The sequence below is a fragment of the Flammeovirga agarivorans genome (genome assembly GCF_012641475.1).
Taxonomy (GTDB): domain Bacteria; phylum Bacteroidota; class Bacteroidia; order Cytophagales; family Flammeovirgaceae; genus Flammeovirga; species Flammeovirga agarivorans.
Genome location: NZ_JABAIL010000001.1, coordinates 207,862 through 230,141, shown reverse-complemented (window position 1 = coordinate 230,141; position 22,280 = coordinate 207,862). Strand labels below are relative to the sequence as shown.

Annotated in this window: 16 protein-coding genes; 6 read left to right on the top strand and 10 right to left on the bottom strand. The window is 34.5% G+C overall.

From position 1 onward, the window contains the following. Positions 1 to 77 precede the first annotated feature (77 nt). On the bottom strand, positions 78 to 4,025 hold the full coding sequence (locus HGP29_RS01010; protein WP_168880444.1) for a starch-binding protein: 3,948 nt from the start codon (positions 4,023 to 4,025) through the stop codon (positions 78 to 80). Positions 4,026 to 4,624: 599 nt separating this feature from the next. Here HGP29_RS01010 and HGP29_RS01005 point away from each other — a divergent pair. Then, positions 4,625 to 6,670: a M13 family metallopeptidase gene (locus HGP29_RS01005; RefSeq protein ID WP_168880443.1), complete on the top strand. Its 2,046-nt coding sequence runs from the start codon at positions 4,625 to 4,627 to the stop codon at positions 6,668 to 6,670. A 73-nt stretch (positions 6,671 to 6,743) separates the two neighbouring features. Here the strand turns inward: HGP29_RS01005 and HGP29_RS01000 are convergent, their stop codons facing one another. Both HGP29_RS01000 and HGP29_RS00995 read right to left on the bottom strand, forming a co-directional pair. Further along, complete coding sequence (locus HGP29_RS01000) at positions 6,744 to 7,241, bottom strand: transporter suffix domain-containing protein (RefSeq protein WP_168880442.1); 498 nt, start codon at positions 7,239 to 7,241, stop codon at positions 6,744 to 6,746. Between the two features lie 66 nt (positions 7,242 to 7,307). Beyond that, positions 7,308 to 8,372, bottom strand: a complete 1,065-nt coding sequence (locus tag HGP29_RS00995) for a DUF1989 domain-containing protein (protein ID WP_211093168.1) — start codon at positions 8,370 to 8,372, stop codon at positions 7,308 to 7,310. Between the two features lie 230 nt (positions 8,373 to 8,602). Between HGP29_RS00995 and HGP29_RS00990 the strand changes: the two genes are divergently transcribed. Further along, complete coding sequence (locus HGP29_RS00990) at positions 8,603 to 9,016, top strand: MerC domain-containing protein (RefSeq protein ID WP_168880441.1); 414 nt, start codon at positions 8,603 to 8,605, stop codon at positions 9,014 to 9,016. 3 nt (positions 9,017 to 9,019) lie between these two features. On the opposite strand, the gene HGP29_RS00985 is transcribed toward HGP29_RS00990, so the two are convergent. From HGP29_RS00985 to HGP29_RS00970, 4 genes are all read right to left on the bottom strand, one after another. Then, the gene (locus tag HGP29_RS00985) at positions 9,020 to 11,263 is read right to left on the bottom strand and encodes a serine/threonine protein kinase (protein ID WP_168880440.1); all 2,244 of its coding nucleotides are present in this window, start codon (positions 11,261 to 11,263) and stop codon (positions 9,020 to 9,022) included. Beyond that, entirely contained in the window at positions 11,263 to 11,820 is a 558-nt protein-coding gene (locus tag HGP29_RS00980) for a sigma-70 family RNA polymerase sigma factor (protein ID WP_168880439.1), read from the bottom strand. Before HGP29_RS00980 ends, HGP29_RS00985 begins: the two co-directional genes overlap by 1 nt. A gap of 126 nt (positions 11,821 to 11,946) precedes the next feature. Beyond that, a complete protein-coding gene (locus HGP29_RS00975; RefSeq protein WP_168880438.1) occupies positions 11,947 to 12,882 on the bottom strand; it encodes a DUF1989 domain-containing protein in 936 nt (311 codons plus the stop codon). A 175-nt stretch (positions 12,883 to 13,057) separates the two neighbouring features. Next, positions 13,058 to 13,459 (bottom strand): hypothetical protein, encoded by a 402-nt coding sequence (locus HGP29_RS00970; protein ID WP_168880437.1) that lies wholly within the window; start codon positions 13,457 to 13,459, stop codon positions 13,058 to 13,060. A 705-nt stretch (positions 13,460 to 14,164) separates the two neighbouring features. On the opposite strand from HGP29_RS00970, the gene HGP29_RS00965 reads away from it, so the two are divergent. Both HGP29_RS00965 and HGP29_RS00960 read left to right on the top strand, forming a co-directional pair. Further along, positions 14,165 to 18,295 (top strand): di-heme oxidoredictase family protein, encoded by a 4,131-nt coding sequence (locus HGP29_RS00965; protein WP_211093167.1) that lies wholly within the window; start codon positions 14,165 to 14,167, stop codon positions 18,293 to 18,295. 30 nt (positions 18,296 to 18,325) lie between these two features. Further along, entirely contained in the window at positions 18,326 to 18,781 is a 456-nt protein-coding gene (locus tag HGP29_RS00960; protein ID WP_168880435.1) for a T9SS type A sorting domain-containing protein, read from the top strand. A 1,368-nt stretch (positions 18,782 to 20,149) separates the two neighbouring features. On the opposite strand, the gene HGP29_RS00955 is transcribed toward HGP29_RS00960, so the two are convergent. Continuing rightward, positions 20,150 to 21,136, bottom strand: a complete 987-nt coding sequence (locus HGP29_RS00955) for a helix-turn-helix domain-containing protein (protein WP_168880434.1) — start codon at positions 21,134 to 21,136, stop codon at positions 20,150 to 20,152. 131 nt (positions 21,137 to 21,267) lie between these two features. On the opposite strand from HGP29_RS00955, the gene HGP29_RS00950 reads away from it, so the two are divergent. Together HGP29_RS00950 and HGP29_RS00945 are read left to right on the top strand one after the other, a co-directional pair. Then, complete coding sequence (locus tag HGP29_RS00950; RefSeq protein WP_168880433.1) at positions 21,268 to 21,453, top strand: DUF6132 family protein; 186 nt, start codon at positions 21,268 to 21,270, stop codon at positions 21,451 to 21,453. Continuing rightward, on the top strand, positions 21,450 to 21,668 hold the full coding sequence (locus HGP29_RS00945; protein ID WP_168880432.1) for a hypothetical protein: 219 nt from the start codon (positions 21,450 to 21,452) through the stop codon (positions 21,666 to 21,668). The genes HGP29_RS00950 and HGP29_RS00945 overlap by 4 nt, the downstream gene beginning before the upstream one ends. Before the next feature lie 78 nt (positions 21,669 to 21,746). On the opposite strand, the gene HGP29_RS00940 is transcribed toward HGP29_RS00945, so the two are convergent. Continuing rightward, positions 21,747 to 21,938, bottom strand: coding sequence for a hypothetical protein (locus tag HGP29_RS00940; RefSeq protein WP_168880431.1), 192 nt, complete (start codon positions 21,936 to 21,938; stop codon positions 21,747 to 21,749). Positions 21,939 to 21,991: 53 nt separating this feature from the next. Then, positions 21,992 to 22,183: a hypothetical protein gene (locus tag HGP29_RS00935; RefSeq protein WP_168880430.1), complete on the bottom strand. Its 192-nt coding sequence runs from the start codon at positions 22,181 to 22,183 to the stop codon at positions 21,992 to 21,994. Positions 22,184 to 22,280: the final 97 nt, after the last annotated feature.

Below are 22,280 nucleotides of genomic sequence, written 5' to 3'. Positions count from 1 at the left end.
CAGCCACTTATATAAATAAATGACTGACTAATGTTATTGAATCTACGATTCTATATTGAACTACTATTTAAAACATATTATTGTTTGATCAGCTTACGTACCGTTTTCTGTTCCCCTACTTTTAGGTTCACAAGATACATTCCTGCTTTCAAGTTTAAATCTGATACTTTTAGATTATGAATACCTGATGAAACTTTAAACTCTTGATATGGATGTACCACCTGACCACTAAGATTAATAATTTGTACTCCTACTTCAGAAGCTGTCGGCAATTGTAAAGTGATATAAAAATTATTTTGAATAAGCGTTGGATAGATCATGATATCTCTTTCCAAATCTAATGATGAAGTCACTCTACTTCCACTTAATTCAGGGTCCGTATCATACCATTGACCATTCATATACCAACCTTCTTGGCTTCTTGTTAGATCCACTGTCTGATTTCCATTACCATCATGGAATAAAAGGTTCGTAGAAGTTATGTTTGGAATAGTGTAACTAAACCATCCATTGCCATCATTTGACATTTCAACTCCAGGCCAATTTGAACTTGATCCACCTGAAGCTCCCCAGTAATGAAGTGAAGCGTTAGACCAATCTGTTCTGAAATGAACTGTTAGACCTGGAACAGGGTGATCTCCAAAATCAGGATTACTATCGTACCATTGACCGTTTTCATACCAGCCATCTTTTCCTCTAGTTAAATCTCCTGTTTGATCTCCATTACCATTATTGAAGATTAAGCTTGTAGATGTTACTTCAGCAGGGAAAGTAAAGCTATACCAATTTCCTTCTTGAGCCATAGATACTCCTGGCCAAGTCGCATTTGCTATACTTCCTGAAGGGAATGCATTCCAATGGTAGATATTAGAATAGCCTTTTACATAAACTGTAAACCCTTCAACTGGTTGTTCTACCTCAACTACTGTAAAGTTCGCAACGCTTACTGCAGAACTATTTCCTGCTTCATCTACAGCTATTGCTGAAACGGTAGTGTTTTCAGTAACTGTTAAACTCACATTTTGAGTTGATGATAAAGAAGCTGTAGTTGGAGTACTTCCATCGGTAGTGTAATATATAGTTAGTAAACCTTGGCGATCATCAGAGGCCGAAATAGATACAGTGCCACTATTTGTAAATTCAGCTCCACTTGGAGAAATATTTACTGTAGGTGAAGTGACATCCGGTGAGGTGATTGGTTCATCTATCCAACCGTTATCATACCAAACATCTCCACAAATATTCATCTCATCACCTGTCACTTTGTTTCCATCACAAAGTAAAATCAAGTTGGTACAAGTACCATCAATAGTATATTCGTAAAAACCAGGGTATTTCGAAGAAACATACATAGATTCTCCTGGCCAAGTTGTAGCATCATTCCCATCAACATTCCAGAAGTAAATCGCAGGACTAGCACATTCCGTTTTAAAATATACTGTCATTCCTCCTTCTATTACAGGAATTTCAGGTACAGTATAAGAGATCATTTCTATCTCTGATTGGCCTGCAGAATTAATCGCTATGGCTTTTAAAGTAATTGTCTCTCCTTCTGCACCAGTTAAAGTAATCGATGATGTATACTGTTGTGATGTAGATGAAGGATTGGTACCATCTAACGTATAATAAATAACGCCATTATTTGTTGCCGATAATGATACTTGTGCTCCATTTAATGAGCTACTTAAAACAGGAGGTTGTTCTGTTTGAGGTCCACAATCTGGGCATTGGTTATGCCATGTAGTACCATCAAACCAACCATTACTACTTCTAGACAAGTCATCCGTTTTATTTGAACCGTTATCACTGAATAATAGATTTACAGATTCGGTTTCTTCAAATACATATTTATACCAATCTCCATCATATTGTTCCATACTTGGTCCAGGCCAGTTACTAGGTGCTAAAGCTCCTGCAGGAGTTTCACTCCAATAATGTACATTGACATTCCCCCAATTAGATGGTTTTTTAAAGTACACTTCTAAGCCCTGAACTTCTCCAATTCTATAATTAAATGATGTGACTGAAGATGTATTTCCATCGCTATCTATCGCTAACGCTCTAATCTCTGTATCCTCAGTAACAGCAATCGTTGATGTATACTTTTGTGATGAAGTGGTAGGAGTACTACCATCTGTTGTATAATATATACTGTAAGGTCCGCCTGCTCCCAATGTTGCTGAAAGTGATACATTCACAGGATCTAAATACCTTTTTGGTTCAGGGGAAGCGGTTACAAATGGTAGCGAAGGTCCACCAACTCCTGGTTGGAAGTAACCTAAACCATTTCCTCCAATCATACCTGGGCCATTTAATACAAATACCGCTGCTGAAGCAGACTCTACAGTACAGTTTAAAGTTCCATTGGCGACCGCAACTTCTGCTCCTGTAACAGCATCTCTATAAACGCCATTTGTTAAACCTGTAAAGTTGAAAGTTGCTGCTCCGTCTTTTGCTAAGCCCACAGCTACTTCACTATCTCCGTAAACTCTAACGTAACCTACGCCATTCCCACCATTATCGCCATTCCATCGCCATTCCCCTTTTTGTAATGCAGGAATAGCTTTACGCATAGCGTTTAATTTTTTGATATGTTGATAGATTTTATGACTTGGAGCTTGATCCATTACATCACCATAATATGCTCTACCTGTTTCATTGATCGACTTCTTGATTCCTTCTGCATCATGGATATCTGCATATGCTCCAGACATAAAGCGCATTTCTGTACCATAGTATACAATAGGAATACCTCTCCATGTAAACATAAAATTTAGACAAGCTGCAAGGTTCTCATCTGTTCCTCCATACCTTTTATTCCAATCGTTATTAGGACCAAAATCATGATTATCTAGCCATAATAGGTTGGTTGATGGATCAGCATATAAATGATCATATCTATCTGCAGCTTTTACACCAGAAAAACTTCCACCATACTCAAATGGATCATGAAAACTAGCCTCAGCATAAAAGTCAATAACAGCCATACCTGACGGATCAGAAGCATTCGTAGCTCCTCTCCAAGTATACCAGTGAGGGTTAATTTCTTCAATACTATGCAACTCATGTCTTTTTTGAGCCACTTCACCGAAAACGAATAGATCTGGGTTAATCGCTTTAAAAGCATCCAAGAAATATAAAACATCTTCTTTACTCATGTGTTTGATGGTATCCCAACGGAAAGCATCAACACCCATTTCAATAAATGTCTTGTAAGCATTTACTAAATACTCTCTTACTACAGGGCTACTTGTGTTTAAATCTGGAGTATCTCCTGCTAATGCTCTATTGTATAAGTTTTCAGTATCATCCCAACCTTGGGCGAAACCATTTCCAGAATGATGATACCATTCAGGATCTGAAGTATCCACATAGGATTGAGTAGATGGCCAGTTATACAACTTAAGATTTTCATTATAAGGTGCAGGCATTGTTGGAATATTCGCTCTACTCCAAATAAGTCCATCGTCGGGGTTTGGTGTCATTCCATCATACTCCCAATTTGGATTAGGTTGCAATGGATTTCCATTTAGATCTTGCCCCCAAACTTGAGAAGTATCAGTATTATATTTGATTTCAGCTAAACCTTTGATACCAAATCTACCAGCATGGTTAGTAACGACATCAAGAACGATCTTCATGTCTCTAGCATGCACCTCGTTGATTAAATCTTGGAAAGTAGCCCCTGGGGATTCCAATCTAGGATCTACTTTCGTGAAATCATAAGCATGGTAACCGTGGTAATCCAAAGGACTCCAGTTTTGTACAATCGGTGTGATCCAAATGGCTGTAAACCCTAAATCTTGGATATAATCCAATTTATCAATCAGTCCCTTGAAATCACCTTTCCAAGTTACATCATTAGGATCTGTAATTTGAGGATTGACTTCCGGATCGGGGTTATACGAACTCCATTCATTCGGTCGGTTGTTAGAAGGGTCGCCATCAAAAAAACGTGTCGTTAGAAGGAAGTAAATGGTTTCTTCTCTAAAGTCGTTTTGTGCCAATAGAGAAGTAATACTCATACTCCAAAACATGGAAAGTAAAAGTATTAATCGAGTACATTTCATTTTCATACTTTAATTTTTGTAGTTGGTTGTAATAATTCGTTGGGAAAAAATCGTAGTTAAATCACCTAAACTCTGTCATTGAAAAGTTACACTTGCAAATACGGGATAAGATTATTTTAAAGCGTGCTGATTGATGAAAATGAGGTATTGAGGAGTATTGGTACGGGGCGAAGCATAAAATGGTACGTCAGAAAAAAGCTAAATATCAACAATCACAACAACGAATACGACACTATTAAGAGAATGAAAAACAATTGAATTAGATATATTTTGGCTACTTCATGTCTATTTGTATTACCATATTTAAAATTCTAAGTAGTCGAGTGAAAATCAATAATGAATGACAACTAAAAATATTTCTATAAATGATAAATAAGGTACTATTCCATTCCGTACCAATAACTTATTATGTTATCAAAAACATATTTTCAGTCAATGAATAAGAGGGATATCAATAAAAAGTAATTATTTTAAAGTAAGGGAACTGTTGGTAGTTCCTTTAAAAGGATGTTTTTTTTTATACATTTGCAGCATACCAATAATAATTAAACTTCATGAGTAAAATCTTATCTAAAGCATTATGCCTGACGTTAGGTGTCGGTACAATGCTTGCGACTTCATGTAACTCGCCTCAATCATCTGAATCAGATACTACCGAAGCAGCTTTAGACTTGTCAAATATGGATAAGTCTGTAAACCCAGGAGACGACTTCTATGCATTCGCTAATGGTGGATGGATGAAAAAAGCAGAAATCCCTGCTGATAGAGGTAGATGGGGTAGCTTTGATGAACTAAGAGAAAGAAATGAGAAAGCAACTTTAAAAGTTTTAAAAGAAGCGGCGACATCTTCATCACTAAAAAAAGGATCTGACCAAGAAAAAGCTGTTTTCATGTATGAAAGCGGTATGGATTCTGCAAAAATTGAATCTCTAGGAGCTTCACCTATCCAACCTTATTTAGCTAAGGTAGATGGTATCAAGAATTTAAAAGATCTTCAAAAAGTTCTTCAAGAACTTCACCTTTCAAGTACTTCTGTATTCTTTGGTCCTGGTGTATTCCAAGATTTGAAAAATTCTGAAATTCAATCATTGTATTTAGGATATGCTGGTTTGGGTCTTCCAAACAAAGACTATTACACTAAAGACGATGATGCATCAAAAGAAAAAAGAGCTCAATACATACAACATATTGAAAATATGATGTCGATGATTGGCGTATCTGGTGCTTCACAAAAGATTTTTGATCTCGAAAACTCTTTAGCGGAATTCAATATGACGCCAGTGGAAGAACGTGATCCAAGGTCACAATACAATCCAATGTCGATTAGTGACTTGCAAAAAAAGTGTAAAACAATTAATTGGAAAGAGTATTTAGCTTACATTAATGTACCTGCAGATACTATTATTGTTAATCACCCTATCTACTTCCAAAAGTTAGATGGTATTTTAAAATCTACTTCTATATCTACTATTAAAAACTACTTGAAGTGGCATATCGTTCATGAAGCAGCTCCTTATTTAAGTAGCGATTTCGTTAATGAAAGCTTTGACTTCTATGGTAAAAAAATGCGTGGTTTAGAAGTGAACCGTCCAAGATGGAAGCGTGTTTTAGGAACTACAAATGGTACTTTAGGTTTTGCATTAGGTAAATTATATGTAGAGACAGAATTCCCTGCCGAAGCTAAAGAAAAAGCAGAGAAAATGGTCAATAATATTAAGCAGGCTTTCTCTGAAAGAATCAATAACCTTGATTGGATGAGTGCTGAAACAAAACAAAAAGCACAAGAGAAATTAGCAAGCTTTACAGTAAAAATTGGTTACCCTGACAAGTGGGAGACTTATGAAGATTTAGAAATCTCTAAAGATGCATACTTCCAAAATATCGTAAACTCTAGTGTTTATGAGTTTAAGAAAAACATGAAAGAGTTCGGTAAGCCTGTAGATAAAACTAAATGGGGTATGACTCCTCAAACGGTAAATGCTTATTACAACCCATTATATAATGAGATTGTATTCCCTGCAGCGATTCTTCAACCACCTTTCTATAATTACAAAGCTGATGAAGCAGTAAACTATGGTGGTATTGGTGCTGTGATCGGTCATGAAATTTCTCACGGATTTGATGATTCAGGTCGTAGATTTGATGCTCATGGCGAAATGAAAGATTGGTGGACACATGAGGATGGTGAAACTTTCCAAGGAAAAGCGAAGATGGTTGTAGACCAATACAACGCTTATTATCCATTAGAAGATTTACATATCAACGGTGAGTTAACACTGGGTGAAAATATCGCAGATATTGGTGGTGTTGCTGTTGCTTACGATGGTTTACAACGCTACTTAGAAATGCAACCAGAAAAGCCAGGTATGATTGATGGTTTCACACAAGAACAACGTTTCTTCCTATCATGGGCAACAATCTGGAGAACAAAATCTAGAGAAGAGGCATTAAGAAATCAAATTATGTCTGATCCACACTCACCAGGTCAATATAGAGCTACAGGTCCTTTATCAGACTTTGATCCTTTCTATGAGGCATTCAATGTTGTTGAAGGTGATTCAATGTATGTTGCTCCTAATGACAGAGCTAAAGTTTGGTAGTCATCATTTAAACAATATTATCGTTGTTTAAAAACCAAAGCCCTCTACCGTATGAAACGGTAGAGGGCTTTTTTTATTTTTTTAAAGGTAATTGCCAAGGCTGCCATTTTATCACATCTCCAATTTTTGTGATCATCTGATTTCCTCCCAAAATAAATACTCCAACAATAAACATTATATCAGTCCCTATAGATAAATAAAGAAGGTTTTCTCTAATAAAGGGCATTTCAAAAAGGTTAGGAATATACCCAGGAACAACCAAAAGAATAAACCAAGTCACTATACATATAACACCTAATTTATATTGTGCAGAAGTTGCCGGATAGTTCTCTTCTGGCAATCCAAAAAGTTTTTTGATCTTTCCTTTTACTAGCTGTATTCCTTCTTTTCCTGCTAAAATCCCTCCTAATACGAACAGAATTTCAGGGCCTCCTACTAAAAAAAATGTAACAAGAGCGGCCGTTACTGTACTACTAAAACCTAACAAAGGCACAATCAACCCAAATACAGGACATATAAAACCTAAAATGATAAACCCTAAACCGATTTTACTTTTTAATGATGTTTTCATGACGATAATAGTTTGGTAGAAAAGAAAGTAACCCATCAAATCAATAAAGTTACTTTCTTTAAAAAATTATTTGTTGTTGAAACTCTCAGGTGTACGAACTGAGATTTCTTTTTCTCCAGTCTTAAATTTATTATAGACTAGTTTTTCCCATTCACTACCTTTTATCATACCTAAGTGATCGTCAGTATGCGGTGTAATCCCTGTATCAAATACTTGAATATAAATTGGATTTGGATCAGCCTCGTGAAATGGTAAGTTCTGGTCTGCATAAGGGCAGTTACTTGCTACCAAATAAAGATCTTTTTCGCAATAAAATTCCAGCCCTGTACCATCAGGAACTGAAGGGCTCAAAAACATCTTCCCTCTTGTAACTCCTTCCTCATCAGGTATTATCTGATTGGGTTGGAAGATATTTAAATCATTTCTATCTGCTAAGAACTGCACCTTTTCCATTCTTTCTTTTTCATCCTCAATAGCTGCAATTGCTGGAATCCTATTTAGTGCCTGAATAAAGTTTTCATGGCAACTGTTCATATGTACAGCATCATTTCCATAAGCACACATATTGTATTCCTTACTACAATGAGCTGCAAAAAACATATGCTGTACCTTCATATTGTTATCAGGGTCCTCTAAAAGTTCATAGGGATATTCGTCCGCAACAAGCGTTACAATCTTCTCCATAAACTTACTTTGAGTCCATAATGCACCATAGATTGATGGAGAAAAACCTGCTACTGCAGTTGTGCTAAGGTGATCACTCCATTGTTTTAAATCTGGTGTAAAAAATAAAATATCAGCAATTTGTGTTCTGCCATTATGTTGATGTGGTCTTTGCTCAATTCGAATCACCTGACCTGCTTTCGCATAAAAAGCATCTCCTGTATGTGGATGTAATGTTTCTTCGTATACTAACTTTCTTGTACCATTTGATTTAGTAGCAATTACACTATCATAAAATTCAGTATTAGGCTTTACTCCTCTTGCAAATTGTTCTACTGGATCGATGTCGGCGTTATAACTATTATTACACATAATTGATAGATTTTTGATTGTGATTAATTCGTATTCACCAACATAGGCGGGAGATCTTTTTAAACTCCCTATACCATTAACCTTCGTTAACCACATCTATCATTTTATTGTTGAAAGGGGTGTAAGTATTAAGTCAAATAATCGATTTAAAAATCAAGACTTAAAAGGTATGTATACTAAAATTATTATGCACGGATGAGCCTTCAAATGAGAGAATATCAAAGCGTAGAATAAAAATCAAAAATTGAGTTAGGGATTTAGCAATAGTTACCGCATATGATAATGAAGATATCAAAATCAATTTATCAAAATAATTATTATCTATTATGTGTACTATTAAAGAAACACTTCGTAAAAAGTCTGATCAAATTGGAATTACAGGGTCATTTATTTGTCTTGTTCATTGTATGCTTACCTCAGGTTTAATTATAGGTAGTTCATTGATGCAACATGGACATGAACATCATCATCATCATACATTAGATTTTTGGGGGTTTGTTGATCTTTCTATGATTTTAGTAAGTGGAGTAGCTGTATATTTCACTACAAAAAAATGCCAACATCATTTACATGCTAAAGTGATGTGGATTGTGTATTTGCTATATGTTATTACTTGTATTCTTAAGTACTTTGGATTTGAGCCTATGTGGTTAAGTATCCTTTCTTACACTGCATCGATTGCATTAATAAGTCTTCATCTTAAAAATCTTTTTCACACTAAGAAAGTAGAAATAGTATAAGCCTTAACCATACACATCGTATGCTTTCCAAGACTGTTGAGCATCATCAACGGTCCAAGGGTAGTCTTTAGCAATCTCTCTCAGTATTTGTATAAATTGAAGAACCCTAGAAGGACGTTCGTCTACATTGAAGCTGACACATTGAAAAAATAATTGTATTAGAGGAGTTGGTAAGTCCTTTCGATCAAACACTTCCTCGTTTAGCAATGTATCTATAGAGTCTACTCCTTGAAGCATCTTTTGTGATATTAATTCCACTATATATTTACCACTGAACATATACAATCCTACTGCTCCTAAAGCATAAATATCCTGTCTTACATCTGCATTAAAAGGATCATGTAACCTTTCGGGAGCCATAAACATAGGAGTACCACCGATTCTATTTAATTTTGTATGCTCTATAGTATTAACTTCTTTCACCAATCCGAAGTCTAGTAGTTTCACGGTATCAAAGGCTCCTCCTTGATTACACACCATAATATTTGCAGGTTTAATATCTCGGTGTAATAACCCTTTTTGATGTGCTTCCATCAAACTATATCCAACCTGTAAAAGGATATGAAGACCTCGTCCAATTTCAATTTTCTTATTATGTATTAATAATTCTTCTAATGAAATTCCATGAAGATATTCCATCACATAATAGAACTGATTTTGGTGATTATGACCATAATCAAATACTCTAATTGTATTGGGGTGATGTAATGAAGCAGTGACCATCACCTCTTTTCTGAAACGATCTAAGGCATCAGTATCATTAAAACTCTTTTTCAACAATTTGATCGCCACAGGTTGCTTTAATAATTGATGTTCCCCTTTAAAAACTTCTCCAAATCCTCCCTCTCCTATTTTTTCCAGAAGATGATATTGACCTAATTTCTGTAGTTTTTTATTCAATAAATTCAGTTGGAAATCTGTTTTAATGATTATTCCACCGAAAATCAATACTACTAAAACAGATAATAGGTAAGTCAGGTCAAAGAGATGAACTGATTGATAAAATACAGATTGGTTTTGTTCATAAATTAGCCCAAATTCTTCTGAAGGAAACCAAACCCAAGAGCCAACAACATCATTACCATTATAATCATAATAACTTTTTAATAGATGTCCTTTTAGAGCTACAGGATCATGAGTGAGCTTTTCTTGGATATCTGAAAAAAGAGAAGTGGGTTCATTATTATACTTTAGTTTAACTTTTAATGGATCTGCTAAATAAGTATCGTCTCCATCATACTTTAGAGTACTACTTAAAATTTGACCATTTTTATTAAAAGCATAAACATTTGTTTCATCAAGAGTTAATGCATTTTCAAATAGACGGCTAAATGTAGCTTCTGAGGAAAGACTCATACTTAACACTCCAATAATATTTCCTTCAGAATAAACGGGTGTTGCAAAATGACATTCTGAAAAATAATTATCAATTGGGTTAGTCAATACATCTACTTGCTCGGAAAGTGTTAGTGGCGGTACAAACACTGTTTTTCCTTTAATTACCTCTAAATATTTTTTATACCCTCCATCACCTAACATTTGACCATTTAAGATGGAAACTTTTGTTTTTTCACCTATTAGTCCTGTACTAATAAACGTTATAGGTGTATTAGCATGGATAATACTCATTCCTAACACCTGTTCACTCTTACTTAATTTTTTAAGTTCTTGGGTAAACTCTTCTAGTTGTGGAGAATTCGAGGTGAGGTATGCCTTTCCTTTTTTATTGTATTGTTCTAATAGCTCCCTACATAAAGATTGAACAATAGAAAGCTTAGCGAGATCCTTAATCTTCATTTTCTCACTTACCATCCAATGTTCTACGATCGAAGATTGAGAATTTAAAAAGGCTTGATGCTCTCTTAACTCACTATTAATTAATTTATTGCGAACAATGGTTCCATAGAAAAAACCGGCAATGACTAATAACAATACCAATGCAACAGTTAGCCAATTCTTCCTTTTTCGAAAGAAAGATTTTTTATCTATTTCATTAACTGATGATTGGGTAAGTTTCTTTTGTAAAAAAGAGGAATTAGTGATGTGTTCTTGTGTGTTTGAATTATTATCAGATTGTCCAAAGTTTTCCTTTTCCTTTGCAAAAGATGTATACAGATTAAGGGTATACTCTCTTAAAGCTTCATCATTTTCTGTAGACTTATTAATGACAGATATGGCGTCTTCATAAGGTAATTCCATTACCTGACCGAAGAGTTCTGAAGCCTTTACATGTAAATCGTCTGACATTATACTTCTTTAGTTAAAAAAATCTTTATCCATTGCTTTGCAACGGTCCAATCTACTTCAATGGTTTTGATAGATACACCTAATTCATCCGCTATTTCTTTCATTTTCATCCCCCCAAAAAATTTCATTTCTACAACCTTCGCCTGACGTTCATGTTTTTCGGCAAGGTGTTCTATAGCTTCATCTAAAGCTAAAGCCATATCTCCTTTTTCTGGGTGGAAAGCTACTACTTTTTCAAGATCAATTTTATGCCAATCACCTCCTCTTTTAGATGTGTTTTTAGAGCGGGCATGGTCTACTAATATTCTACGTATTGCCCTAGCACCCATGGCATAAAAATGTGTTTTCCCTTGCCACTCAATATTGTCATTATCCACTAAATTCATAAAAGCTTCATTGACCAATAAGGTAGGCTGAAGGGTATGACCTACTCTTTCTCTTTGGAATAGTTTTTCTGATATAAGATGTAGGTTATCATAGACTAAAGGATAAATTTTATCTGATCTGTCTAGGTCTGATTTATTATTTAATATCTGGGTGATATTGTTCTTTTCCATAGTAGAATGATAATAATTGAAGAGTGATTAAATGTAACAATATTTGTCGATATCTAATACAACAAATTCAAGTAAAATATAGCTTCAGCAGTTATTGACTGCTGAAAGCCATATTCACTGAAGAGGTTAGTCAATAGGTTTTGCAGTCATATCTTTAGAGTAGATTCTATCATAAATTCTATCCTCCCATCCATGATTAATATTCAAATGATTTGATGAGTAAGGAAGTATCCCTGTATCTTCTACAGTAATATACACTGGATTAGGGTCTGCTTCTGGAAACGGTAAAGCCTGATCCGCATAAGGGCAATTACTAACCACTACATAGCAATCTTTTTCTGCATAAAACTCAACACCTGTACCATCAGGAACCTGAGGAGTTGGTGATAAAAAACACCTTGTTATTCCGTTTTCATCTTGTCCAAATCTATTGCCTTGAAAAATATTAATATCATTTTTATCTGCGAAAAACTGTACTGTCTCTCGTCTCTTTTTTTCATCCTTTATTGCCTGAATAGCAGGAATTCTATTAAAACCATGAATGAAATTTTCTTGACAACTATTGACGTTCGCTTCTTTACCATGAGTCATCTCAATCCACTCAGGGCAACAATGTGCAGCAAAAAACATATGTGATGTGTTCTTATCATCTAGAAGTTCATATGGGAATTCGTCCGCTACTACAGTTGCTATTTTCTCCATATACTGGCTTTGTGTCCATACTCCAGAAAAGAGTTTTAGATTTAACCCTTCTATTGGTCCATTATTTAAATGATCACTCCATTGTTTTAAATCTGGTGTGATAAATTGAACATCAAGAATTTGAGTTCTCCCATTATGTAAGCTAGGCTTTTGCTCGAATCTAATTACCTGTCCTTGCTTAACAGGAAAAGCATTTCCTGTATGAGGAAGAATCATATCTGAATAAATTTCTTTTCTACTCCCTTTAGTGTTTATCACTTGCTCATAGAAATCATAATTCACTTTACACTTTTCTTGATAGCTTTTTACTGGATCTACATCAGCTTGATAATTTGCTTTTAATTGATTTGAATTACACATAATTGAAGATTTTTTTGGTTCTTATTTCCTTTTCATCTTCATAGGCGTGATAATTAAATAAAACCCCTAGCTAATCATTATTTTTTTTCTACAAAAAAAGGTTGCCATTTCTGACAACCTTAAAGTTGGAACGAATATCACTTATTAGTGCTAATATCTTATTTGGACGAAACGATTATTCTAATTCTTCTTGAAAATATTGAATCACTTCTTCTTTATATATTAGTTTCATTTCGATGTTTTTAAAACCTGAAGCTAAAAATCGTTCTTGATTCACCTCTTTTATAAAATCACAGAATAAAACAAAGGAATTTCTCCCATCAAAAGTGATAGAATATTCATGATAATGATAAACGGTCCATCCTAATGAATTAGCCATCTTTTCTAAATCGACGTTTACCGTTACTACATCTTGATAATAAATCGCTTCTCCTACTTCAAAATCTTGGTTAAAATCGTTAACTACACTACTCTTTTCATCCTCTATATCTAACTTATTTTCAGCCTTAATCATCGCTGTAAATACTGTTGAAAAAAAGATAAATATCCCGATAAAGATTAGATGAAATTTCCTCATATTTTGATAAGATTATTTTAAATATTTGACTACTTATATCTAACATTAAAAAAAGTCACCTTAATTTTCGTTTATCTTCCTATTGAGTTACATCCTATATTGACGTATCTCTTATTTCAAGAATTTTTCTATTTAAGATTCTTACTTAAATGAACATGGATGATCGAAAATTACTTCATATATAAAGGAATTGGACTACTACTCCATTACTGAACACTCTTAGGTTTTTCAATAAATCGATACCTAAAATGTCCAATAGAATATTCTATAATCAATTTAAAATACACTCCCTATATAGAAATAAGACAATTAGAAAAGAGAATCACCCAACATAAGATCATCCATTAAAACACTACTACTACCATAAATTACTACACTACAACGCTTCATAAATTCATCATAAAAAACTCACTTATAATTGGCGATAGTTTATAATATCAATAATCTTAAAACGTAGAATTTAAGTAATAATCACCTGTAGAAATGCAGTAGATCTATTTTAGGTAAGCTTGTTAACAACTCATAATTTTTCGTTGTCGAATACCATTTAGGTAACTATTTAACTACACGAAAATGAATGAATTATCTACAGTAATCAGGGATAAGATTCTCTGTTTATACTGCTACTCTAATACTAAGAATAGCGGTCGTTCAACTAACTATTATGTACAATTCCTTTGTACTGCTCTGCTTTTCATTTCAACAATGAGCTTTTCAAATGCACAAGGTTATGGGATTGAAGTTGAAAATGGAAATGCTACCATCTACTTTGAAGACCAAAACTGGACAGGTGGATGGAATTACATCTGTCTAGGTGCTGCTTGTTCGCCTGGAGAAAAAGTAGGAAATCGTTGGGAAAGAAGTGTCAGCGGACTAGAAGTAGGCAACACTTACACTATTCAGTTGAAAATCCAAGACAATAGTAGTGGTCAGTATATCTCCGATCAATACTCTGTTGTTGCCACAGCAAAAGGAGATGGAACAAACCCAGTAATTCCTACTTGTTCTGATGGAATCCAAAATGGAAACGAGGAAGGAGTAGACTGTGGAGGAGATTGTGAACCATGCATTGCTCCCCCTCCAACTGATCGTCACAAAATAGAAGTAGAACTTGCACAAATCGTCGGAAGTGCCTCTGTTTATGATGACCCTGCTGCTTCAAATGGCAAAGGTGTAGCATATATATCAGCACAAGGTGCAGGTATTCAAATTGAAAATTCACCATCTGCATCTTCCGTAGAAATTGTATATGCCTCTGAGCTATCCGGTGAGATATCTTTCTTTATCAATGGTAATGACATTGATAATATCCCATTTTCATCTTCAGGAGCATGGGTGGGTAATTATAATACAACTTCTGTTAGTGTAAACATTCAGGAGGGTGATACTTTTGCAATTATCTTCCAATCTGGTGATGCTGCATTAAATATTGACCAAATTAATTTTATTGGCACACCTGCAGAACCGCAACCCTGCACAGGTTTAAATAACCCTGCCAATGTTTTCACACATGTTACGACAAGCAATGAAACTTCAGATGGTGCCTTAGATGGTAGTGTTACATTCCATTTTAATAATGTCGAAAACGAGTATGATTCCATCTTATTTTTCTTTGATTCTGATTCATTTAAAGTCAGTATCGAAGAGGGGCAATTGACTGTACCTAACAAAGCTTCAGGAAGCTATACCGCTGGTATGAAGTGGGGAAATAGCGAATGTAACACCTATTTAGGTACGGTAACTATTGGTTCATGTGAGAATCAGATTAAAGATGGTAATGAAGAAGGAATTGACTGTGGGGGAGTTTGCCCTATTTGTCCAGAAGACCCTATTCCGACTAAGGAAGACTTAGTTATTTCTGTAGCAAGCTCACCTACACATGGTGAATACCTCATTGCGAAGTACGGAAATTTACCAGCGAAAGCTATCTATACATGGGATAATGATACGAACGAGTTTGGAAGTTGTACCGATGGTTGTGCTCAGAATTGGCCATTAGTTGTTGCATCTTCTAAGTTAAATATCATTTTACCCAATAGTTTACCACAGGGTTTAACTGGAGACTTCGGGTTGAGTGGAACTTGTGATGGGGAGCTTCAACTTACTTTTAATGGTCAACCATTATATTACTTTGCAGGGGATAATCAGGAAAATGATACAAATGGTGAAGGAGCTGGTAATGTTTGGTGGCTATTAAAAGAAACTATTACTGACACCTGTTCCGATAATATTCAAAATGGTGATGAAACCGGTATTGACTGTGGGGGCTCATGTACTCCTTGTTCCTCTGGACCAGGAGAAGGTTCTTGCGGTGACTTTGGTTTAACTATTATAGACGGACAAGGAATTTTATATTATCATGAAGATTTAGGGTCTGCTTTATATCTATGTCTAAATGGTAGCTGCTATACTCCTGATAAACAAGAAGATGGTTACTATCAAAGATTTGTCAATATTAGTGCAAATACAGATTACACCATCAAAGTACAAGGAAGTAACGAACAAGAAAAAGTTGTTCAAGTATCAGAATGTTTCTTTGTTCCTACATGTGGAGATGGTATACAAAATGGTGATGAAACCGGTGTTGATTGTGGGGGTGCTTCTTGTAACGATTGCCCTACATGTAGCGATGGCATCCAAAATGGTGATGAAACTGGTGTTGACTGCGGTGGAGCCAATTGTATCTCTTGTGAAGAAGTTTGTAATGGAACACCTAATCCAAATGCTGTAATCACTAAACAAAATGAATCTTTTGAAGGACAAAATGATGGTATACTTACTTTATCATTTGACGATGTTGAAAATCGAGAAAATATTGAGTTTTCAATTGATGGAGGCAATACCTACCCTTACACTGAAAAAGACAATTTAAAATGGATCACTATTACGGGTTTAGCTCCAGGTAATTATCACATTTTTGTTCGTTGGGGAGACGGTGGCGATTGTCCTATAGATTTAGGAAATACAGCAATTCTGGAAGGCGGTGCTGCTCCTTCATGTACTGATGGTATATTAAATCAAGGAGAAGAAAGAGTCGATTGTGGAGGCCCTTGTGCTCCTTGTGAAGAAGAAGCATGTGGTGATATTCCAATGGTACTCTACCCTTCACCTGCATTACCAACTCCGGTTCTTGGAGTTCAACCTGGTACACATGGGTATACATTTGATCTGTCTGAAGATTTAACTACTATTTCAGTAAGTCATGGTCAAACAATAGATATTCAAGCAGATGGCAACCCTGATTTTGAGTTTTTCTGTTCTTGTAACCAAATAGAATTTGAGGGGATCAAGTTAAACGAAACGAACAGTGTTCCTACTAAATGTTTACAAGCGGATAATTTCTTTTACTTCTTTAGATATAAGAAAAAAGGGTATATGACAGATGACCCAGGTGATCAATATATGTATTCTTCATTATTTACAACAAAAGGAGAAAGAATTGATCCTCGAAATAGACCTACGATTGCCTCTACTGCAGCCAACTGGATGCGTTTTAGACATCCACATGCTTATGATGGTATCACAGAAGCTGTTTTTGACGCTGTACATAATGCCGATCAACTTCGTTATTTAGATCGTTATGAAACTATTATCACAGATGGTCCTGACAATCTAAGAATTGATCCTCAACTAACATCTGCTAATGGAACTTTCCATCCTCATGCAGGAGCTCCTGTTACTCCTGTAAGAATTGATATTTTAGATATTGGTGATTCACCTGCACCTCGATATGCTACTACCGTTGGTGGAGTATCAGGGACAACATATTCTGATTTAGGACCTGGGTATAACTATGGTAATATGGTCAATTATGAAATTACTGCAGTTGCTGGTGGATCAGGTGCTCAAACCTATAATACTCTTCAAAATTATTTTATCGGACAAGGTTTCAATACACTAGGTGATCCTCGTTTAGCATCCGCGGGTAAAGCTTCTACACTTATGATTTTACCGAGTTTAGCTACTGCAGGTGGGAACGAAAGAAATTATAATCTTGAAAGAGATGCTATTTTCACTCAACATATTATCACACTCGAAAGTGAAGACGACGTTGATGATTTCTTAGAAGGACATCACTTATTCCATGGTGTAACCCACAGAAGTGAAGCCAGCGAGTACAATCAATTCCAAGTCGAATTAGATCAAGCACGCATTGGCTCAACTTCTTGTGGAAGCTGTCACTTTAGAGATGGTAGAGGATCAGAAGTGATCAATACTCCTAGAGGTCCTAGAATTGCTCCTCCAGTATTTGGTATAGGTATGCTCCAATGGATTGCAGGTGCTGAAGCCGGATTACGTTGGGATGGTGGTGTTGCCACTGTAGAAGATCAAACTAAAAATGCTTTAATAGAAGATCATGGTATCAATCCTGATACTGATATTTCTCAAGAAGATTTAGAACAAATCGTTGCTTATACCAAATTCCTAACCGTACCAACAAGGTCTGCCAACTCTTACAATATCCCTGGTGTTGCTGAGGGTGAACTTGCCTTTAATACAGTGGGATGTGCTAGTTGCCACCAAGTTACTCAGAAAACGAGTTCTGATGCTCCAAAGGAATTTAGAGATTTGGTGATACGTCCATATACAGATATGAAAGTCCATAATGTATATAATGGTTCTTTCAGAACGCCTGCTTTATGGGGAATGGGTAGAAACATTGATTTACTAGAACGAAATGGTAAAGCGACATTATTTATGCATGATGGTTCAGCAACATCGATAGAAAAGGCAATCCAACTTCATGGAGGCGATGCCTCTAATTCTAGAACTGCATACAATAACCTTTCTGAAGAAGAAAGAGCATTTATTGTACAGTTTATCAAATCACTGTAAAGTGAAGTAACACTTGAATTGAAATTAATAATGACAAAATATATTTATATCAGTTTGATGATGCTAATTATGGCATTGTCAAACGCATATGGCCAACAAAGTTCTATTACAGTAAAATGTCCGCCTTGCAGACCTATTGAGAGTTGTGATCAATGCTTTGCAACTCAAGAAGAAGCAAATAGTAATTGTAATTCATCTTCAAGAGTAAAAGGGCTTTCATTAGAAAATGAATTAACGGACTTAGAACTTTCAGTTTACCCCAATCCTAGTTCCGGATTATTTAAAATTGAAGGGGAAGCTCTACTAGAAGGGGAAATACAATTATTTTCCGCTACAGGTGAACTTATTCAAACAAGAAGAATTCTATCTCCAATTAGGAAATCTAGTATCGGTGAAGAGAAAGGACTTCCTCAAGGAGTATACATATTAATGTATACAGACAAAGAAGGTAAATCAGTAAGCAAGAAACTTGTGGTAGACTATTAATAAAAAAAGCCAAAGGTCTTGAACCTTTGGCTTTCTATCTCATTTTTAATTGGTAACCTTTTCGGTTACAGTTTATAAGCTTTTTTACTTACAGTTTACAATGTAAATATACCTGCTTTGTCTCGAAAAGATTTCCATTTTAAAACATAATAGTTTCAAAAAACAAAATATCTGATTTTTGACATAAAAAAAGCCAAAGGTCTTGAACCTTTGGCTTTCTGTCTCATTTCTAATTGGTAACCTTTTCGGTTACAGTTTATAAGCTTTTTTACTTACAGTTTACATTATTATTATACTCACAAAACATAGGTAGTATTTACGAATTCAACCTCAATTATTTCAAAAAACAACATTTCGTTATTTTTCTTATGAAATAGCATAAAAAAACAGCTTGCAGATTCTTCTACAAGCTGTCCATCATTCTCATTTTTAACTGGACTCGCTGGTTAAACGAGTGATTCTTTCATAAATGAATTCCATATTCAAGTAAAAAAGAATTGTAAATGTTTAATTGGTATTAGTCTTAGTTAATTATACTACTGTTGATATATTAAATTAAACTCGATTTTGAAGCACTCGATTTTCGATAAATATCATTTGAGTTTCAAAAAACAACATATAAAAAAAACAGCTCAGTATTCTACTAAGCTGTTTCTGTTTCTTTACATCTTTTTTAAACTATCATCATCGCAATAAAGCATTATCGATATGGGCAAAAAATTATCGATTTAAAAAATGTTTTTGGGTAAAAATATTTCGCTAATTATTAAACTACAGTTATATAAACCGATTTTTAGCCTAACGTATTTTCACATATAAATAATAAACTTACACAATCCGATTATTCTCTTAAAAACATAGAAATAAAAAAACAGCCTGAAAATAATTCCAGACTGTTTCCCATTTCTTTACATCTTTTTTAAACTATCATCATCTCAACAAAGCAATGGAATAATTATATTCCAATAAGTTAATCTTGGGTTTTAAATATTACTACACTATGAATTTGTATATATATACTGAAATGTAAGAGACTGTATTTGTACTAGGTAGGCATAAACTTATACATTTTGGCTTTCATTAAATTTTGGGCATAAAAAAACAGCTTGAAAATATTTCAAGCTGTAATTTCTCATTTTTAATTGTTGCCATCTTTTAAGATGGAGGATAACTAATCTCTATTTATTGTATAGGATTAGCTCCTGTCGTAAATGCCTTTTACATGAAAAGGAGCTGAGTATACTCTAAAGGTACATGAAAATTATTGATTAAAACCAATCATAAATAACTTTTTTTAGATTTTGTGTTAAAAACATACATTTAGGATACTAACACATAAGACAAAATGTAAAAGCTACTCTCCGTAAATCAATTAGCTCCGTATTTTATCGATTTTCTTAACTCAGAAGGACTGACTCCGTATTTCTTTTTGATAGCATCTGAAAAGTGTGCTGTTGTATTAAAACCTAGGTCTATCGCTAATTTTGATACTGGGACTTCAGAATTAACCAAGGCATCATATGCTAAATGAAATCTCTCCGAAAGAATAAATTGATGTATTGAAGTACCCACTACCCTTTTAAAGGTTTCTCTGAGTTTTGTGGCACTCATTCCATATTCCCTTACTAAATCATCAATTTTAGGAGGTTTGGCTAATTTATTTCGTAGATCTTCTTTCATCGTTTCCATTAACTCAAACTCCTCTTTTTTCATACCTATTTCTTCCCCATCCTGCTTCTTTTTCATCAGCTCAATAAACAATAAGGAACATAGCTCTAATGATTTAGTTACTGTAAAAGCTCTCCTACCAAAGCTCATTTTCTTTAGAGAAAAAATTTCTGCTAAGGTCTTTTTCATAATTGAAGAGACTTTCACCACTTCTATCCATGGCGTTTCTTCCTTGAAAAGATCTGTAAGCTCAGGGTAATCGTTTTTGGTTACTTTTATCCACTCAGAAAATGGAACTACGATAGTCACTGATTTAATCTTTTTCCCTTTACGATATATTGTTTCTAGGCTATTTTTATTATTAGAGATCACCGCAGAATCTATGTACTCTTGTTCCACAGTTTTGTCGTTTATGATGACCTGAGAATCAGAAGACGTCATAAATCGAGTATATAACATCAGTTGTTCCTCTTTGGTTGGGTTAATCTCAAAACGTACATCATCCTCCAAATACACTTCATTGATAATAACGCTTACACCAAAAATATTTTCAAAGTAGGTAATATCAACTTTAAGGTCATCATTATCAATCTTAAGGTTTTCTCCGTCAAAAGTACCACCAAACTCCTCTGCGAATTTTTGGTAATTCTCCTTTCTTTTAGATTCCTGTATATAAAATATTCTCAAAATGCTTTCGATTAAAACCAAATGAAGTAATACACTCTTAATTTACCCTAAGAGATCGTACTACAATATGTAATCTTTATCACATAAGATACTATTTCATTTGGTTATTTTTGAAAAAAGAGAATAAAGAAATGATGCATTTTATATCAAATTATTGGAAAAATATCCTTGTGGTACTTCTAGGAGGAACTCTCGGTTACAGCTATTATTATTTTATTGGATGTAATAATGGAACTTGTGCTATTACTTCTTCTCCTGTTAATAGCACATTATATGGTATATTTGTAAGTGCAGTAATTCTAAATTGGAAAAAATGAAACAGAGATTACTCAATAATTGGAATATACCTAGAGTGCTATGGCTCGTTCTTGGTGTTGCAGTTTTAGCTCCATCCGTACAAAATCACGAAGTTGTTGGTATTGTTATGGGTGGATATTTTATTCTGATGAGTATTATGGGATGGGGATGCAATGCCAAAAATGGCTGCTGTGGATCTAGTTGTTCTTGTGATTCAAGTAAAGGAAGACAATAAAAAAAGGTATTCTCCACTTTCTGGAAAATACCTTTTAATATATATTTTACGGTTTAGCGTATACTTTAAACCTAATTATTACTCAGCTGTCGGTAAAGTTACATTACCTGGGTTATCATAATCTGGATCTACACCTGGATTACCAAAACCTGGATCACTTGGGTTTTCATATCCTGGATCTACATTATCATCTACGATTGGATTAACTTCCGAATCATTACATGACATCATAAACATTCCAATAATTGCAGCAAATAATAACTTTTTCATAATATTTTCTAGTAAGGTTGTTTCAAATTAATTTTATAAATATTTATCAGTAACTATTCAGAAATAGGAAGTGTTACATTACCTGGATTATCATAATCTGGATCAACACCTGGGTTATCAAATCCTGGATCACTTGGGTTTTCATAACCTGGATCTACATTATCATCTACAATTGGATTAACTTCCGAATCATTACATGACATCATAAACATTCCAATAATTGTAGCAAATAATAACTTTTTCATAAGACTAGTTTTTTATGTTTTAATCTGAATTACAGTTAATTAAACGCCACTATTTCAAGTTCGATTTCCTTCATCGGGTCAAATTGTTCCTTCAAAA

Bases quoted from the DNA above. Each gene is read 5' to 3' on its own strand.
- HGP29_RS01010 (WP_168880444.1), bottom strand. From the start codon at position 4,025: ATGAGTATTACTTCTCTATTGGCACAAAACGACTTTAGAGAAGAAACC.
- HGP29_RS01005 (WP_168880443.1), top strand. From the start codon at position 4,625: ATGAGTAAAATCTTATCTAAAGCATTATGCCTGACGTTAGGTGTCGGT.
- HGP29_RS01000 (WP_168880442.1), bottom strand. From the start codon at position 7,241: ATGAAAACATCATTAAAAAGTAAAATCGGTTTAGGGTTTATCATTTTA.
- HGP29_RS00995 (WP_211093168.1), bottom strand. From the start codon at position 8,372: ATGTGGTTAACGAAGGTTAATGGTATAGGGAGTTTAAAAAGATCTCCC.
- HGP29_RS00990 (WP_168880441.1), top strand. From the start codon at position 8,603: ATGTGTACTATTAAAGAAACACTTCGTAAAAAGTCTGATCAAATTGGA.
- HGP29_RS00985 (WP_168880440.1), bottom strand. From the start codon at position 11,263: ATGTCAGACGATTTACATGTAAAGGCTTCAGAACTCTTCGGTCAGGTA.
- HGP29_RS00980 (WP_168880439.1), bottom strand. From the start codon at position 11,820: ATGGAAAAGAACAATATCACCCAGATATTAAATAATAAATCAGACCTA.
- HGP29_RS00975 (WP_168880438.1), bottom strand. From the start codon at position 12,882: ATGTGTAATTCAAATCAATTAAAAGCAAATTATCAAGCTGATGTAGAT.
- HGP29_RS00970 (WP_168880437.1), bottom strand. From the start codon at position 13,459: ATGAGGAAATTTCATCTAATCTTTATCGGGATATTTATCTTTTTTTCA.
- HGP29_RS00965 (WP_211093167.1), top strand. From the start codon at position 14,165: ATGAGCTTTTCAAATGCACAAGGTTATGGGATTGAAGTTGAAAATGGA.
- HGP29_RS00960 (WP_168880435.1), top strand. From the start codon at position 18,326: ATGACAAAATATATTTATATCAGTTTGATGATGCTAATTATGGCATTG.
- HGP29_RS00950 (WP_168880433.1), top strand. From the start codon at position 21,268: ATGATGCATTTTATATCAAATTATTGGAAAAATATCCTTGTGGTACTT.
- HGP29_RS00945 (WP_168880432.1), top strand. From the start codon at position 21,450: ATGAAACAGAGATTACTCAATAATTGGAATATACCTAGAGTGCTATGG.
- HGP29_RS00940 (WP_168880431.1), bottom strand. From the start codon at position 21,938: ATGAAAAAGTTATTATTTGCTGCAATTATTGGAATGTTTATGATGTCA.
- HGP29_RS00935 (WP_168880430.1), bottom strand. From the start codon at position 22,183: ATGAAAAAGTTATTATTTGCTACAATTATTGGAATGTTTATGATGTCA.